This is a genomic window from Micromonospora sp. DT228, assembly GCF_049841595.1.
GTDB lineage: Bacteria > Actinomycetota > Actinomycetes > Mycobacteriales > Micromonosporaceae > Micromonospora.
The window spans coordinates 515,992-530,106 of sequence record NZ_JBNCKO010000001.1 but is presented as its reverse complement, the minus strand read 5'-3'; the positions used below and the strand labels follow the sequence as shown (position 1 = coordinate 530,106).

Below are 14,115 nucleotides of genomic sequence, written 5' to 3'. Positions count from 1 at the left end.
TCGAGGTTTGCAACCGTGCTGCCGGCACCATCGGCACAGCAACAACCGGGGGGATAAGCGGACTCTGGGTGCTGGTCCCATATATGTCCGGATCGTTTGGCTGATGGCCAGGTCGACGAGGCGGTGGGGGTGGTTTTTGGAGGGCTGCTTGGGCTTGTTGGAGTTCGCCGCTGAGGCTGAACATCGCCGCTCGTGCCTGAGTATTGAGCCGTTCCAGGTCCGCGTCGGTGACCGGCGCTTCGGTGACCCGATTGCCCATCACCGCCTTCGGGTCGGTCGCCATCGACTCGAACGCCTGCTTCTGTTGGGACTTGGTCGCGTACTCCTCGTGGATTTTGCGGAGCGCGGCGCGGGTGGTGCCGATGGCCTGGGTGGCGGCGGAGAGTGCGGTGTAGTTCGCGGCGGCGGCGTTGTGGGTGCGCTGCACCTTGTCGATCAGCTCGTCGAGTTCGGCCAGGTAGGTGCTGGAGGCGGCGCTGGTTTCGGGTGGCCACGCCTCGGCGAGCCCGCGCCGGTATTCCTGAAGGCGGCTGAGGTGGGTCTGCGCCAGGTCGCAGACCTTGCGCCAGCCGGCGACCTGCTTCCAGTGGTTGTCGGTGTCGTGGTCCTGGAGGCAGGCCCACATGCTGTTGACGTCCATCAGGTGCCAGTCGGTGAGGCCGGAGGTGCGGCCGGTGCCCCGTTCGATCATGGCAGCACCACCGGTCCTTCGGCGTCGGGGCCGGTCGGGTCGGTCAGCATCGGTGTGGGGCCGCCGGGCAGCATGCTGGTCGGGTCGGCGAGGGCCTGTCGCACGTCCACCACGCGGGCGGCGGTGAAGGCGTCGCTGTCGGCGTATCTGGTGGCGACCTGGTCGGCGGCGGCGGCGAGATGGCCGGTGGCGCCGCGGACGGCGTAGACCATGTCGGCGGTGGCCTGTTGCGTCTCGTGGTGCGCGTGCAGGAACGTGACCAGCTCGACGAAGGCGTCGCACGGGTTGGGCAGTCGTGCGGACATGTCCTCGGCGATGTACGGAAGGTGCGGCGCGTAGTTGCTCTCGACCTCGGCGGCGAGCCGGTCGGCGAACTCTCTGAGCTGGCTGATGTCGGCCTCGATGCCGCCGTAGCCGCGCAGCCAGGGCGCTGGCCGGTCCTCTTCGGGGATCACGGGCCCTCCCTAACTGTCACGACACCGTCTCCCTGAGTGAGGGTAACGGCTGCGCGCGCCCCTGGCAGCCCCCGCCGGAGGGTCGGGTCAGCGAGGCAGGCCGGCGGTGCGCCACCCACCGGAGCTGGCCGGGCGAGCGCTGCGCGCCCAGACGGACGTGGTCGTCGGCGTGGGCGCGGCGGCGGGGCGGGTTCGCACGATGATCGCCCCTACCAGCGCGGCCAACTCCTCCGCGGTGGGCACGCCCCGGACGACCCGGAACAGCGGCTCTTCGGCAGACATGACGCCAGGGTACGCGGCGCGAAGTTGCGGGAAGCGCACAGTGGCGTGCCGGCGGTGTGAGCGTCGGCGGGTCCGGGTACCGTCTCAGCGATGTCGAACGCGCTTCCCCAACTTGTCGCTGACCGATACCGGCTTCTGACGCCGCTCGGCCAGGGTGGCATGGGCAGGGTGTGGAAGGCGCGCGACGAGGTGCTGCACCGGGATGTCGCCATCAAGGAGTTGGTGCCGCCTCCCGGTCTCACCGATGAGGAGCGCCGCGAGATGCGCGAGCGCTCGTTGCGAGAGGCGCGGGCCATCGCCCGGCTCAACCACGCCAACGTTGTCCGCATCTTCGACGTGCTGCGCACCGACGGCGATCCGTGGATCGTCATGGAGTACGTGGCGTCGAAGTCGTTGCAGGACACTCTCGCCGAGGACGGCCCGGTGTCGGTGGCCCAAACGGTGGAGATCGGCCTGGGCGTGCTGGGTGCGCTCAGTGCCGCGCACAAGGCGGGCGTCATGCACCGCGACGTCAAGCCCGGCAACGTGTTGCTCGGCGACGACGGCCGGGTGGTGCTTACCGACTTCGGTCTCGCCACCATCCCGGGCGACCCCAACGTGACCCGCACCGGGATGGTGCTGGGCTCACCCGCGTACATCTCGCCGGAGCGGGCCCGGGACGGCACCGCCGGCCCGGAGGCGGATCTGTGGTCGTTGGGCGCGACGCTCTACGCGGCGGTCGAGGGCAAGTCTCCCTACGCGCGGCCGTCGGCGATCGGCACCCTCGCGGCGCTGGCGACCGAGCCGATTCCGCCGCCGAAGAACGCCGGTCCGCTCAAGGCCGTGCTCAACGGGCTGCTCCGTAAGGATCCGCACGAGCGGATCACCGCAGAGGTGGCGGAACGCCTGCTGCGCCGCGCCGGTGGCAAGCGTGCGCGCGGGATCTCGCTGCTGGATGGCGTACGCCGGCCGGGGCCGAACGGTCCGCGCGAGCCGCGCCCGCCGCACGTCCCCGCCCCGCGGCCGGCCGAGAGTGTCGACCGGCCGGTGTCGCCGCCGCCGGCTGCTACCTCCGCTGCTGCCGCGACCACCTCCGCCGATGCCACGCCGACGACAGTCGTTCCCTCCGGCGAGCACTCCGACCCGACCGCACCGGTGCCAGCCGACCCGACGGCACCGGTGCCAGCCGACCCGACAGCGGCGGTGCCGGCCGAGCCGACCGCCACGATCGACCGCCCGTCCGATGCCGAGCCGACCGCGAAGGTCACGGCCGCACCCGACACGAGCGGCGACGGTACGACGAGCATCGACGACGGTACGGCGAACGTCGACGACGAACCGACTGTGGTCGACGGCCCGCCGGTGGCGCCGGAGCAGCGCAAGCCGACGACGTCGACGTCGCTCATGCCGCCGGTGGGTCCGGCCGGTCGTGCGGCGGTCCCGCCGTCGGACGGCACGAAGCCGAACAACACCCGACGCAACGTGCTGATCGGGGCTCTTGTGGCCCTGCTGCTGATCGGCCTCGTGGTGATCGTGCCGATGCTCACCAAGGGCGACGACAACGAGACCCCGCAGACCGGCCCGACGACCGGTGCGGCCGCGACGTCGGCGCCGGCGCAGTCCTCGGCTCCGGCGGCGCCTCCGCCCACCACGGGCGCACCGAGTGCCTCGCCCACGCCGTCGACCGACCCGAACGCGCTGCAGGCGGGTTGGACGCTGCACGAGGGGCCGACCTTCTCCATCCCGCTTCCACCCGGCTGGAGCGGCCGTCAGACCAGCAAGGACACGGTCGTCTTCAACCAGCCCAATGGGCCTGGCATAATGCTGGTCCAGTGGACCCCCACCCCGAAGAAGGACGCGGTCGCCGACTGGAAGGCGATCGAACCTGACCGTCGGGATCTGGTCAGCAACTACCAGTTGGTGGGCAACATCAAGGCCTGCGACTGGTACCGGACCTGCGCCGACTGGGAGTGGCTGGAGACCCGGGGCGGCAGCCGCATCCACGTGCGTAACCGGGGCTTCGTAACCGCCACCAACCGGGGTTTCGCCATCCGGTGGGAGATCGCGGAGAAGGACTGGCAGGCCAACCTCGCCAACTTCGACCAGGTCGTCAAGGGCTTCAAGCCCGATCGGGTCAACTGACAGGCGTTCCGCACCTGCGCGAACCTCTCTCGCATGTTCTTGCGTCGTTCGGGGTATCTGATCTCCAACGACGGAGGGAGGTGCGACATGGGTTACCGATACAGGAACGCCCGGCCCCGGCTGGCACTGTGGATGCTCGTCGCACTCGGCGATGTGGCACTGCTGCTGATCAGCGTTGGGCTTCCGGTACTCGTCGCGCTGTTCGGCGTCGTTGCCATCACCGTTGGTGCGGTGGGCGTCCGGCGGCTCAGCCGGCGGGACGCGCTGGTCCGCGAGGATGCTCCGGTGATGGTGCCGACGTTGAGCCGACGGCGGGTCTGACCCGTACCCGGTGGGTGGCGGCAGCCGGACCGATTGTCAACCGTGTGGTGACCGTCGATCCCGCTGCCGCCAACGGCCCGATCAGGTGTTGTTGGCCAGCGCGATCAGTCGACTGCGGTCACCGTTCCAGTAGTTGCGGTCCACGTTGCCGCTGATCCCGGAGACGACGCCGGTGCTCGTGTACTGCCAGAAGCTCCACACCGACGCGCCGGCCGGCAGGGCGCCGGGCGCGCTCGACCAGCGGGCCAGCCAGAGCGGGTGGTTCGCCCACGGGCCGGTCCAGCTGCCGGTGCACTGGTTCCACCAGCTCGTGGTGGTGTAGATGACGGCGTACCGGCCGGTGCGGGAGCGGTAGGTGTTCAGGAAGTCCTGCACCCAGTTGCGCATCCCGGTGGTGCTCAGGCCGTAGCAGTAGCCGCCGCTGTACGGGTTGGCCTCGATGTCCAGCGCCGCCGGCAGGGTGCGGCTGTCCGCCGACCAGGCGCCGCCGTTGGAGGCCAGGTAGTTGGCCTGGGTGGAGCCGGCGGAGATGTTGGGCCGGGCGAAGTGGTACGCCCCGCGGATCACCCCGGCGTTGTACGAGTTGACGTAGTTGGCGTTGAAGTTCGGGTCCTTGTAGGTGCTGCCCTCGGTTGCCTTGATGAAGGCGAACTGGATGCCCGCGTTGCGGACGCTTGTCCAGTTGATGCTGCCCTGGTAGCGGGACACGTCGATGCCGGGTGTGGTGGCGGCGGCCGCCGGTCCGGCGGTCGCGACCAGGGCCGCCGCCGCGGTGGCGAGGACGGTGAGGCCGGCCGCGAACGCGCGGCGCAGCGATGACGAGGTACGGGCCATGAGTGCCTCCAAGGACGTTGCTCTATCGACAACCATCTTTGGAGGTAAGTGCCCTAGATCACAAGGGTGACTGAAAAAAGCTTCATCGACGAGTGTCGGTCGCACAGGTGACCGGAGCGGAACGAATCAGCTCAGGGTGGCCGGGTCGAGCTGCCAGCGGAACGGCTCGACGACGCTCAGCGTCTCGCCGGCCTTGGCCACCTGGTCCTCGACGTAGTGCTCACCGTCGAGCCGGTGCAGCCGCAGCGAGTGACCGTCGCCGTCCTGCTCGACCAGCAGGTACCAGGGGATTCGCGCGATGGCGTAGAGCTGCATCTTGACCAGCCGGTCGGCGGCGGCGTTGCCGGGCGAGACGATTTCGCCGACGAGCACCACCCGGTCGGGGTCGAGGAAAGTGCCGTCCTCATCGACATCGGTCACGACGAGGTCCGGAATGACGACTCGATCGATGCCGAGCCGGACGTTTATCGCGTCGTAGACCGACAGGCCGTGGAGGTCTGCCGCTGCTTCGATGCTGTTCGCCAGTCGGCGCGACACCCGCTGGTGCCGTCGGCTCGGGGCAGGGCTCACCAAAAGGCTCCCGTCGAGCAGCTCGATCCGGTCCGGCGTTTCGCCCAAGGCGAAGTAGTCGGCCTCGGTCCACAGGCCGATGTGCGGCTCCAGGGGCGCTGCGCTCACCCGCGTTCACCTCCCGCTCGACTCGCCACCCGATCAGTCTCCCAGGATACGAGGCGGTGCTCCGGAAGCGACACGGAACGCCGCCGGTAGGCTCGCGCCCCATGATGTCGATCGACGGGCTGGGCGAGACCTGGGACACGCTGTTCGGCGCTCAGCCGGACCCGCCCCCGCTGCTGGTGCTGATCACCGCTGCCGTCGCGCTTGTGGTGGTGTCCACCCGGCTGCCGTGGCGGATCGCCCGCAACGCCATCACCATCGCGCACGAGGGCGGGCATGCGCTCGTCGCCCTGCTCACCGGACGCAAGCTGCGCGGCATCCGGCTGCACTCGGACACGTCCGGGCTGACGCTCTCCGCCGGCCGTCCCACCGGGCCGGGCATGATCCTCACCCTGCTCGCCGGGTACGTCGCCCCGCCGCTGGTCGGGCTGGCCGGCGCCTGGCTGCTCGGCGGCAACCGGATCACCCTGCTGCTCTGGGTGGCGGTGGTGCTGCTGCTGGCCATGCTGGTCATGATCCGCAACGTCTTCGGGGTGGTGTCGCTGCTGGTCACCGGCGCACTTGTGTTCGCTGTCTCGTGGTACGCCACGCCGCAGGTCCAGGCCGCGTTCGCGTACGTCGGGGTGTGGTTCCTGCTGCTCGGCGGGGTGCGACCGGTGGTGGAGCTGCAACGGCTGCGGTCGCGGGGCCGGATGCCCGCCTCCGACGCCGACCAACTCGCCGGACTCACCCCGTTCCCGCCGCTCTTCTGGGTTGGCGTCTTCGCCGTGGTCAACCTGGCCGCCCTGGTCGCCGGCGCCCTGCTGCTGACCGGACCGATCCTCACCAGCGCCGGCCTCACGGTCTGACCCAGCGGGCAGAATGGGGCGATGCGATACGTGATCATCGGGGCGGGTGCGGTCGGTGGGACCATCGGCGTACGGCTGGCCCAGGCCGACCGGGACGTGACAGTGGTGGCCCGTGGTGCCCACCTGGACGCGATCCGGGCGCGCGGGTTGACCCTGCGGCAGCCTGACGGCGAGGTCACCGCCCGGCTCGCCGCCGTGGACGGGCCCGACGACCAGCCGCTGCCGGCGGACACGGTGCTGATCCTCACCGTCAAGTCGCAGGACACCGCCGGAGCGCTGGCCGCCTGGGTGGACGCCCCGGTGGCTGGTGGGGGCACGGCGGGCGAGCGGCTGTCGCTGGTGACCGCGCAGAACGGGGTGGCGAACGAGCGGGCCGCGCTGCGGCTCTTCGCCGACGTGCACCCGGTCTGCGTCTGGCTGCCGGCCACCTACCTGGACCCGGGCGTGGTGGTGGCGAACGGCTACCCGCACCCGGGGATGCTCCACATCGGGCGATACCCGGAGGGCGCCGACGACACCGACCGGGCGATCGCCGCCGATCTGAGCGCCGCCGGGTTCGTCGCGCCGGTCCGCGACGACGTGCTGCGCTGGAAGTACGGCAAGCTGCTCAGCAATCTCGGCAACGGCCTGCAGGCGCTGCTCGGTCGGGACATCCCGGACGTGTTTGTCGAGCGGGTACGCGCCGAGGGTGTCGCCGCGCTCGCCGCCGCCGGCATCGCGCACACCTCGCCGCCGGAGGAGAAGGCCGAACGCGGCGACCTGGTGCAGCAGCGCCCGGTCGACGGCGAGGCCCGCTCCGGTGGCTCCACCTGGCAGAGCTTGGCCCGGGGCACCGGTTCGACCGAGGTCGACCACCTCAACGGTGAGATCGCGCTGCTCGGTCGGCTGCACGGCGTACCGACGCCGGTGAACGTCGCGGTCCAGCGGGCCGTCCGCCGGGCGGTCCGGGAGCGGATCGGGGCCGGCGGGTTCCCGCTCGCCGAACTGGAGAAGATGATTCCCTGATCTCGGCAACCGACGACCCGACCCGGCGCGTGTTCCCTGCGACCGACACGGGGAGGTAGCGGGTGCCGGACAGCGACGGGTTCGACGAGTTCTACACGGGGAGCCGGCAACGGCTGCTCGGGTTCGTCTACGCCCTGACCGGCGACCGGGTCGAGGCTCAGGACGCCGTGCAGGAGGCGTACATCCGGGCGTGGCAGCGCTGGTCGACGGTCCGGGGGTACGACGACCCGGAGGCGTGGGTGCGGGTGGTGGCCAGCCGGGTCGCGGTCAGCCGGTGGCGCAGCCTGCGCAGTCGTGCCCGCGCGTACCTGCGGCACGGGGCCACCGAGACCGTTCCTGGTCCGGGCACCGACACCGTCGAGGTGGTCGCCGCCCTGCGCCGGCTGCCCGAGGAGCAACGCGTCGCCATCGCCCTCTACTACCTGGTCGGCATGCCGGTCGCCGACGTGGCGCGGGAAACCGCGGCCCCGGTGGGCACCGTCAAGGCCCGCCTCTCCCGGGGGCGCGCCGCGCTCGCCAGTCTGCTCGCCGTCTCTGATCTGGAGGAGGCCACCGATGCGTGATGACCTGCCGTTCGTCGAGCAGATCCACAGTGACCTGAGGGATGTCCGGTGGCCGGCCCCGGAGGAGATTCGCTCGCGGGCCCGCCGTCGCAGCCAGCGCAGGATCGTGGTGGCCACCGTCGTGCTGGCGTTTGCCGGGGTCTCCGCGGTGGCGGTCGCCGCGCCGCGGAAGTCCCCGGCACCGGCCCTGCCGGCCGCCGCGCCCTCGGCCGCGCCGACCCGGCACGAGATCACCACCGACGCTCTGTTGCAGCCAGCCGAGCTGTCGCAGCAGGTCGAGGTGCGGCTCAGCGACTCCGGGCTCGGTGAGCCGGTCCAACTCGATCACCAGCTCGACTACTGCCGGACGAGCCAGGGGCGCTCGGACGGCCGGAAGATGTCCATCCTGTCCCGCTCGCAGACCCTGGTGCACAGGCAGTCTCCGAGCGTTGCCACGCAAAGCAAGGGCGTGTTGACGCAGGATCTCTTCCGAATGGTGCCCGAAGCGGCCACGCAGCTCTTCGCCGAACTGGACGAGTTGGTCGCACCCTGCGCCGAGTGGCGCAGCGTCGGGCAGGTGAAGACGGCAGAGGGCATCCGCACGATGGAGGCGGTCCACCGGTGGGCGGTGGTGCAGCGGGGCTTCGCCGGGGACGACGCCGCCATCCTGCGGGACTCGCTCACCGCCCCCCGGGACGTGCAGACCGGGCAGCCGCTCGGCGACGACCCTCCGCCGATCCTGCTGGCGATCGTCCGGGTCGGCGACACCGTCTCGGTGCTCCGCCTCTGGGCGGGGGGCACCGAGGCCGAACTCCGCCAGCTCACCCTGGCGGCGGCGGCCCGGATGTGCGCCGCCGCCAACCCGCCCTGCTGACCCCCCGGTCCGCGGAGCGGCCTCAGAGCGGGATGTTTCCGTGCTTCTTGGGCGGCAGGGTCTCCCGCTTGGTACGCAGCACGCGCAGCGCCCGGACGATCTGGGTGCGCGTCTCGTGCGGGGCGATCACCGAGTCGATGTAGCCGCGCTCGGCGGCCACGTACGGGTTGGCCAGCGTGTCCTCGTACTCGGCGATCTTCTCGGCGCGGACCGCCGCCGGGTCCTCCGCGCCGGCCAGCTCGGAGCGGTAGAGGATGTTGACCGCGCCCTGTGCGCCCATGACCGCGATCTGGGCTGTCGGCCAGGCGAAGTTCAGGTCCGCGCCCAGGTGCTTGGAACCCATCACGTCGTACGCCCCGCCGTACGCCTTGCGGGTGATCACCGTGACCTTGGGGACTGTCGCCTCGGCGTACGCGTAGATGAGCTTGGCGCCCCGGCGGATGATGCCGTCCCACTCCTGGCCGGTGCCGGGCAGGAAGCCGGGCACGTCCACGAAGGTCAGCACCGGGATGTTGAACGCGTCGCAGGTGCGTACGAACCGGGCGGCCTTCTCCGAGGCGGCGATGTCCAGGGTGCCGGCGAAGTGCATCGGCTGGTTGGCGACGACGCCCACCGGGCGGCCCTCCACCCGGCCGTAGCCGACCACGATGTTCTGCGCGTAGAGCGGCTGGACCTCCAGGAACTCCCCGTCGTCGAGGACGTGCTCGAGCACCGTGTGCATGTCGTACGGCTGGTTGGCCGAGTCCGGGATCAGCGTGTCCAACTGCCGGTCCTCGTCATTGATCTCCAACGAAGCCGGTGCGTCGAAGACCACCGGCTCGTCGAGGTTGTTCGACGGCAGGTACGACAGCAGCGCCTTGACGTAGTCGACCGCGTCGTCCTCGTCGCTGGCGAGGTAGTGCGCGTTGCCGCTGCGGGTGTTGTGCGTGCGTGCCCCGCCCAGCTCCTCCATGCCGACGTCCTCGCCGGTCACCGTCTTGATCACGTCCGGTCCGGTGATGAACATGTGCGAGGTCTGGTCGACCATCACAGTGAAGTCGGTGACCGCCGGGGAGTAGACCGCGCCGCCCGCACAGGGCCCCACGACCAGGGAGATCTGCGGGATGACGCCGGAGGCCCGCACGTTGCGGAAGAAGATCTCGCCGTAGAGGCCGAGCGAGACCACCCCCTCCTGGATGCGGGCGCCGCCGGAGTCGTTGATGCCGACCACCGGGCAGCCGATCTTCATGGCCAGATCCATCACCTTGACGATCTTCTCGCCGAAGACCTCGCCGAGCGAACCACCGAAGACCGTGAAGTCCTGCGCGAACACGCACACCTGCCGGCCGTCGACAGTGCCGTAGCCGGTGACCACACCGTCGCCGTACGGGCGGTTGCGCTCCAGCCCGAAGGCCGTGGACCGGTGCCGGGCCAGCTCGTCGAGTTCGACGAAGGAACCCTCGTCGAGCAGCATGTCGATCCGCTCACGGGCGGTCTTCTTGCCACGCGCGTGCTGCTTCTCGACCGCGCGGGCCGACCCGGCGTGCACCGCCTCGTCGACCCGGCGCTCCAGGTCCGCCAACTTGCCCGCGGTGCTGTGGATGTTGGTCCCGGTCTCGGTAGTCACCCAGGGAATATAACGATGGTTCAGGTCGGTGCCGCTGTGCAGTACCCCTCAGTGTCGACGCCACCACCGCCGTAGGCTGGCGGAATGTCGGGCTCCCCGTACACCGATCTGGACCGCCCGCCGCTGTCGGCGGCCCGGTTGCGCCGCGCGCTGGTCGCGCCGAACGGGCCGTGGGCCCGACTGGAGCTGCGCGCCGAGACCGGCTCCACGAACGCCGACGTGGCCGAGGCGGCCCGGGCCGGCGAACCCGAAGGTCTGGTCGTGGTGGCCGAGCGGCAGACCGCCGGGCGTGGCCGGCGCGGCCGGGTCTGGCAGTCGCCGCCCCGGGCCGGCATCGCGACAAGCGTGCTGCTGCGGCCCGGTGTGGCCGTGCCGGACCGCGACTGGCGGCCCGTGCCACCCACCGGGTACGGGTGGCTGCCGTTGCTGGCCGGCGTGGCGCTGGTCGAGGCGGTGGCCCGGCTGGCCGAGCTGGACGCCACCCTGAAGTGGCCCAACGACCTGCTGATCGACGGCGCGAAGTGCGCGGGTGTGTTGGCCGAGGCGGTGCCCGGACGGGCGCCGGACCAACCGCCGGCCATCGTGCTGGGCATCGGGCTCAACGTGACGCTGCGCGCCGACGAGTTGCCGGTGAATCCGACCGGGCTGCCGGCCACCTCGTTGCAGTTGGCCGGCGCGACGGCGACCGACCGGGACCCGCTGTTGCGGGCGCTGCTGCGGGCGGTCGCCGACTGGTACGACAGGTGGCGCTCGGCGGGTGGCGACGCGGTGGTCAGCGGCCTGCGCGACGCCTACCTGGCGGCGTGCGCGACGATCGGCCGTGAGGTACGCGTCCTGCTCCCCGACGGCGAGACTCTCACCGGCACCGCCACTGGCGTCGACCCGGACGGCCAACTGATGGTCACCACAGCGACCGGAGCGCGCACCCTGGCCGCCGGGGACGTCCTGCACCTCCGCTGACCGCCGTCCCCGCGATCGAGCGGTGTCGGTCGGGCCAGATCGGGTGCGCGCCGCGCGACGACGACCGAAAGCGCAAGATCGCGGCGAACGGGTGGGGGCCGCGTGGCGGATGTCGGCGTGGGGCTTGTGGGGTTTACCGTCGGCGCGTCCAGAAAATGGCGATGGAGGTTGTCGTGGCGTTTCCTGAAGACGTGCTCACCGCGGACGAGCATGTCGTGCTCCATCTGCACCCGCACTGGAAGGCGCTGATCCGGCCGATCGTGGTGCTGGTGCTGGCCATCGCCGCGGTGGTGGTCGGTGTGCTCCTGCTGCCCGAGGGTGGTGGCGGTTCGGTCGCGCTGGCCGTGATCGGAGTGATCGCCCTGGTCGGGGTGCTCTGGCTCGGGCTGTGGCCGTTCCTGGTCTGGCGCACCACGCACTACCTGTTCACAAACGAGCGAGTCCTGCTACAGCAGGGTGTCTTCTCCCGCGATCGGCGGGACCTCCCGCTCGCCCGGGTCAACGACCACTCGATGAACCAGCGGTTCGTCGAGCGCCTGCTCGGTTGCGGCACGCTCACCATCGAGTCGGCAGGTGAACGCGGTCAGTCGGTGCTCGCCGACGTGCCGGACGTCGGAAAGGTGCAGACCACCCTGTACGAGCTGGTCGAGGCACAGCACGACAAGCACTCGCTGGGCGATGGCGAGATGCGCGACATGCTCGCCGACATGCAGGACGGCAAGCCGCTGCGGGACACCACGACCTGATCCGGGTCGACTGCGGTCGAGGCCCGCCTCGGCCGCAGTCCGTCGAGGCGGGGTCAGTCGGTCGGTTCGGCCTCGGTCGCTTCTACCCCGCCTGGGCCGGCCTCGGTCGGGTCGGCCCCACTTGGGTCGGCCCCACTTGGGTCGGCCTCGGCTGGGTCGGTCTCGGCTGGGTCGGTCTCGGCTGGGTCGGCCTCGGTCGGTCGGACGGCGAACCAGCCACGGAAGCGGGTCCGGAGCACCTCCTGCTCGGGCCGGTCGTCCGGGCCGAGACGCAGCATGGTGCCGGTGAGGCTGACGGTGCCGAGCCCCGGGCGGGCGGTCGACGGTCGGGCGCCCATCACGTCGACCCGGACGGCGAGCCGGTCGCCAGCGCGCACGGGGGCGAGCCAGCGCAGCTCTTCCAGGCCGGGGGACGCGTCCGCGGCCGCCCGGGACAGCAGGTGGTCGACGTACGCGCGCATGAACAGGCTGACCGTGTAGAAGCCGCTGGCGATCAGTCCGCCGTGCCGGCTGGCACCGGCCAGGTCGGCATCGACGTGGTACCACTGCGGGTCGAAACGGCGGGCGAAGGCGACCATCTCGTCGCCATCCACGGTGACCACACCGAGGTCGACGGTGAGCCCCGGGACAAGATCCTCGAAGAACAGCTCGGCGGGTTGCCCGGTGCCGGAGCGAGCGTCCGGTGTCGTCACCGGCGGGGAGCGCGGCGAGTGCTGACCTGCAACTCCGCGGCGAGTTCCGCGTCCAGGTCCGCGTCGGGGCTGACGCTCAACCGGGGGCGGCCCTGGGGCGGCGCGCCGGGCGGTGGGTCGGCGCGTCGCGCGGCCTCCGCCTCCTCCAGTTCCGAGACGGATTCGGCCAGCTCGGCGACCGGGTCCATCTCCGCCATGGTGTCCCACTCGTCGCGCGGGATGTCGTGCCAGGTGGGCTCGGTCTTCGCCGCGTCGTCATCGGTGACGGGCTGGAAGACGAAGGTCCGGTACGACCAGAACCGGAACAGCGTGGCCAGCAGGACGCCCGCGGTCTTGGCCACGTTCAGTGCCAGCAGGCCGTGGACGCCGAGGCCGTACTTGGCCGCCGCCACGGCGCCCAACTCGATGATCAGACCAGCCCCGTTGAACAGGAAAAACAGGACGTACTCCCGGCGCATCGCCGATTTCGGGCGATCCCGGTACGTCCAGTGCCGATTCATGAAGTACGACGTGATCGTGGCGACGACAGTCGCAATCACCGTCGCCTTCAACTGACCATTGACGAAAACGGTCAGTGCAAGGGCGTTGAACACCGCGTAATTGATGACGGTGTTGATGCCACCGACGATGCCGAACTTGAGCGCCTCGTGGATGAACTTCTGCCAGCGCTCAGGCAGCAGGCGGACAAGACGCATGCGAAACACCTTAGGGCAGTCGGTGCGGCCGGCGATCACCGGCCGAACGAGGTGGGCGGCAGGTCACGCCCCGTGGTCACGGTCGGGATCCACCTGCGGAAGGGTCGGGGTTCCCGCTTCGACGAAGACGAACCGCCGGTACGACCAGAATCGAAACAGCGTGGCGAAGCCCGTGCCGACGATGTAGCTGGCGAGGTTGTCTGCCAGCTGGGTCTGGAACACCGCCGGCCAGATGGCTCCCAGCCCGTAGTGGCTGAGCGCGAGGCAGGCGACCGTGATCCCGAGACCGACCGCGTTGAAGAAGAAGAACAGCGCGTACTCGCGGGCCGCGTTGGTGCGCTGGCGGTGCCGCCAGGTCCAGAACCGGTTGCCCACGAAGGCGACGGAGGCCGCGATCACTGTCGAGATCGTCTTCGCCGTCACCTGTTCGACGTCGTGCTGACTCAACAGGTAGTTGAAGAGCGTGAAGTCGACGAGGAACGCGAAGCCGCCCACCGTGGCGAACTTGCCCATCTCGCGGATCAGGTGACCGAAGCGGTCGAGGAGTATGCCGACGAGACCCCGTCGGGTCTGCCGGGGACCCGGTTGTTCCCCGGTCATCGTGGCGGCCACGAAGGGAGCCTACCGGCTCTGGACCAGTCAGCGGGGTAGCTACGGCAAGCGGGCGTGGTCGCCCGGCGCTACTGATCACCGTGTGCGAAGCCGTCGTACGCAGCGTAACCAACTGGGAGGACTGACGCGCCTCGGAACGGGAATCCACGCACCGGT

The 14,115-nt window shown here is 70.6% G+C and carries 17 protein-coding genes; 9 read left to right on the top strand and 8 right to left on the bottom strand.

What is annotated here, in order from left to right:
* The first annotated feature begins 242 nt into the window (after positions 1 to 242).
* Positions 243 to 395 carry a hypothetical protein gene (locus ACLQ29_RS02305; protein ID WP_425770003.1) on the top strand — a complete coding sequence of 51 codons (153 nt, stop codon included), beginning with the start codon at positions 243 to 245 and terminating at the stop codon, positions 393 to 395.
* Between the two features lie 292 nt (positions 396 to 687).
* Here the strand turns inward: ACLQ29_RS02305 and ACLQ29_RS02300 are convergent, their stop codons facing one another.
* Positions 688 to 1,146, bottom strand: a complete 459-nt coding sequence (locus ACLQ29_RS02300) for a hypothetical protein (RefSeq protein WP_393366369.1) — start codon at positions 1,144 to 1,146, stop codon at positions 688 to 690.
* Positions 1,147 to 1,233: 87 nt separating this feature from the next.
* Positions 1,234 to 1,428, bottom strand: a complete 195-nt coding sequence (locus ACLQ29_RS02295; protein WP_425770002.1) for an acyl-CoA carboxylase epsilon subunit — start codon at positions 1,426 to 1,428, stop codon at positions 1,234 to 1,236.
* Positions 1,429 to 1,518: 90 nt separating this feature from the next.
* On the opposite strand from ACLQ29_RS02295, the gene ACLQ29_RS02290 reads away from it, so the two are divergent.
* Together ACLQ29_RS02290 and ACLQ29_RS02285 are read left to right on the top strand one after the other, a co-directional pair.
* Positions 1,519 to 3,549 (top strand): protein kinase domain-containing protein, encoded by a 2,031-nt coding sequence (locus tag ACLQ29_RS02290; RefSeq protein WP_425770001.1) that lies wholly within the window; start codon positions 1,519 to 1,521, stop codon positions 3,547 to 3,549.
* Positions 3,550 to 3,636: 87 nt separating this feature from the next.
* Entirely contained in the window at positions 3,637 to 3,870 is a 234-nt protein-coding gene (locus ACLQ29_RS02285) for a hypothetical protein (protein ID WP_425770000.1), read from the top strand.
* Between the two features lie 81 nt (positions 3,871 to 3,951).
* Here the strand turns inward: ACLQ29_RS02285 and ACLQ29_RS02280 are convergent, their stop codons facing one another.
* Together ACLQ29_RS02280 and ACLQ29_RS02275 are read right to left on the bottom strand one after the other, a co-directional pair.
* Entirely contained in the window at positions 3,952 to 4,704 is a 753-nt protein-coding gene (locus ACLQ29_RS02280) for a GH25 family lysozyme (protein WP_425769999.1), read from the bottom strand.
* Between the two features lie 126 nt (positions 4,705 to 4,830).
* Positions 4,831 to 5,382: a Uma2 family endonuclease gene (locus tag ACLQ29_RS02275; protein WP_425769998.1), complete on the bottom strand. Its 552-nt coding sequence runs from the start codon at positions 5,380 to 5,382 to the stop codon at positions 4,831 to 4,833.
* A gap of 101 nt (positions 5,383 to 5,483) precedes the next feature.
* Here ACLQ29_RS02275 and ACLQ29_RS02270 point away from each other — a divergent pair, with 101 nt between their 5' ends.
* The 4 genes from ACLQ29_RS02270 to ACLQ29_RS02255 all read left to right on the top strand — a co-directional run bounded on the left by ACLQ29_RS02270 (position 5,484) and on the right by ACLQ29_RS02255 (position 8,648).
* Positions 5,484 to 6,227: a M50 family metallopeptidase gene (locus ACLQ29_RS02270; protein WP_425769997.1), complete on the top strand. Its 744-nt coding sequence runs from the start codon at positions 5,484 to 5,486 to the stop codon at positions 6,225 to 6,227.
* 21 nt (positions 6,228 to 6,248) lie between these two features.
* Positions 6,249 to 7,232, top strand: coding sequence for a ketopantoate reductase family protein (locus tag ACLQ29_RS02265; RefSeq protein WP_425769996.1), 984 nt, complete (start codon positions 6,249 to 6,251; stop codon positions 7,230 to 7,232).
* Positions 7,233 to 7,294: 62 nt separating this feature from the next.
* Positions 7,295 to 7,795 (top strand): sigma factor-like helix-turn-helix DNA-binding protein, encoded by a 501-nt coding sequence (locus ACLQ29_RS02260; protein WP_425769995.1) that lies wholly within the window; start codon positions 7,295 to 7,297, stop codon positions 7,793 to 7,795.
* The gene (locus ACLQ29_RS02255) at positions 7,788 to 8,648 is read left to right on the top strand and encodes a hypothetical protein (RefSeq protein ID WP_425769994.1); all 861 of its coding nucleotides are present in this window, start codon (positions 7,788 to 7,790) and stop codon (positions 8,646 to 8,648) included. The genes ACLQ29_RS02260 and ACLQ29_RS02255 overlap by 8 nt, the downstream gene beginning before the upstream one ends.
* A gap of 22 nt (positions 8,649 to 8,670) precedes the next feature.
* Here the strand turns inward: ACLQ29_RS02255 and ACLQ29_RS02250 are convergent, their stop codons facing one another.
* Positions 8,671 to 10,254: an acyl-CoA carboxylase subunit beta gene (locus ACLQ29_RS02250; protein WP_425769993.1), complete on the bottom strand. Its 1,584-nt coding sequence runs from the start codon at positions 10,252 to 10,254 to the stop codon at positions 8,671 to 8,673.
* Positions 10,255 to 10,338: 84 nt separating this feature from the next.
* Here ACLQ29_RS02250 and ACLQ29_RS02245 point away from each other — a divergent pair, with 84 nt between their 5' ends.
* Together ACLQ29_RS02245 and ACLQ29_RS02240 are read left to right on the top strand one after the other, a co-directional pair.
* Positions 10,339 to 11,214, top strand: a complete 876-nt coding sequence (locus ACLQ29_RS02245) for a biotin--[acetyl-CoA-carboxylase] ligase (RefSeq protein WP_425769992.1) — start codon at positions 10,339 to 10,341, stop codon at positions 11,212 to 11,214.
* Between the two features lie 173 nt (positions 11,215 to 11,387).
* The gene (locus ACLQ29_RS02240; RefSeq protein WP_425769991.1) at positions 11,388 to 11,960 is read left to right on the top strand and encodes a PH domain-containing protein; all 573 of its coding nucleotides are present in this window, start codon (positions 11,388 to 11,390) and stop codon (positions 11,958 to 11,960) included.
* A gap of 53 nt (positions 11,961 to 12,013) precedes the next feature.
* Here the strand turns inward: ACLQ29_RS02240 and ACLQ29_RS02235 are convergent, their stop codons facing one another.
* The 3 genes from ACLQ29_RS02235 to ACLQ29_RS02225 all read right to left on the bottom strand — a co-directional run bounded on the left by ACLQ29_RS02235 (position 12,014) and on the right by ACLQ29_RS02225 (position 13,947).
* A complete protein-coding gene (locus tag ACLQ29_RS02235) occupies positions 12,014 to 12,652 on the bottom strand; it encodes a MaoC/PaaZ C-terminal domain-containing protein (protein ID WP_425769990.1) in 639 nt (212 codons plus the stop codon).
* Positions 12,649 to 13,347, bottom strand: a complete 699-nt coding sequence (locus tag ACLQ29_RS02230) for a GtrA family protein (protein ID WP_425769988.1) — start codon at positions 13,345 to 13,347, stop codon at positions 12,649 to 12,651. The genes ACLQ29_RS02235 and ACLQ29_RS02230 overlap by 4 nt, the downstream gene beginning before the upstream one ends.
* 63 nt (positions 13,348 to 13,410) lie before the next feature.
* Positions 13,411 to 13,947: a GtrA family protein gene (locus tag ACLQ29_RS02225; protein WP_425770155.1), complete on the bottom strand. Its 537-nt coding sequence runs from the start codon at positions 13,945 to 13,947 to the stop codon at positions 13,411 to 13,413.
* Positions 13,948 to 14,115 lie beyond the last annotated feature (168 nt).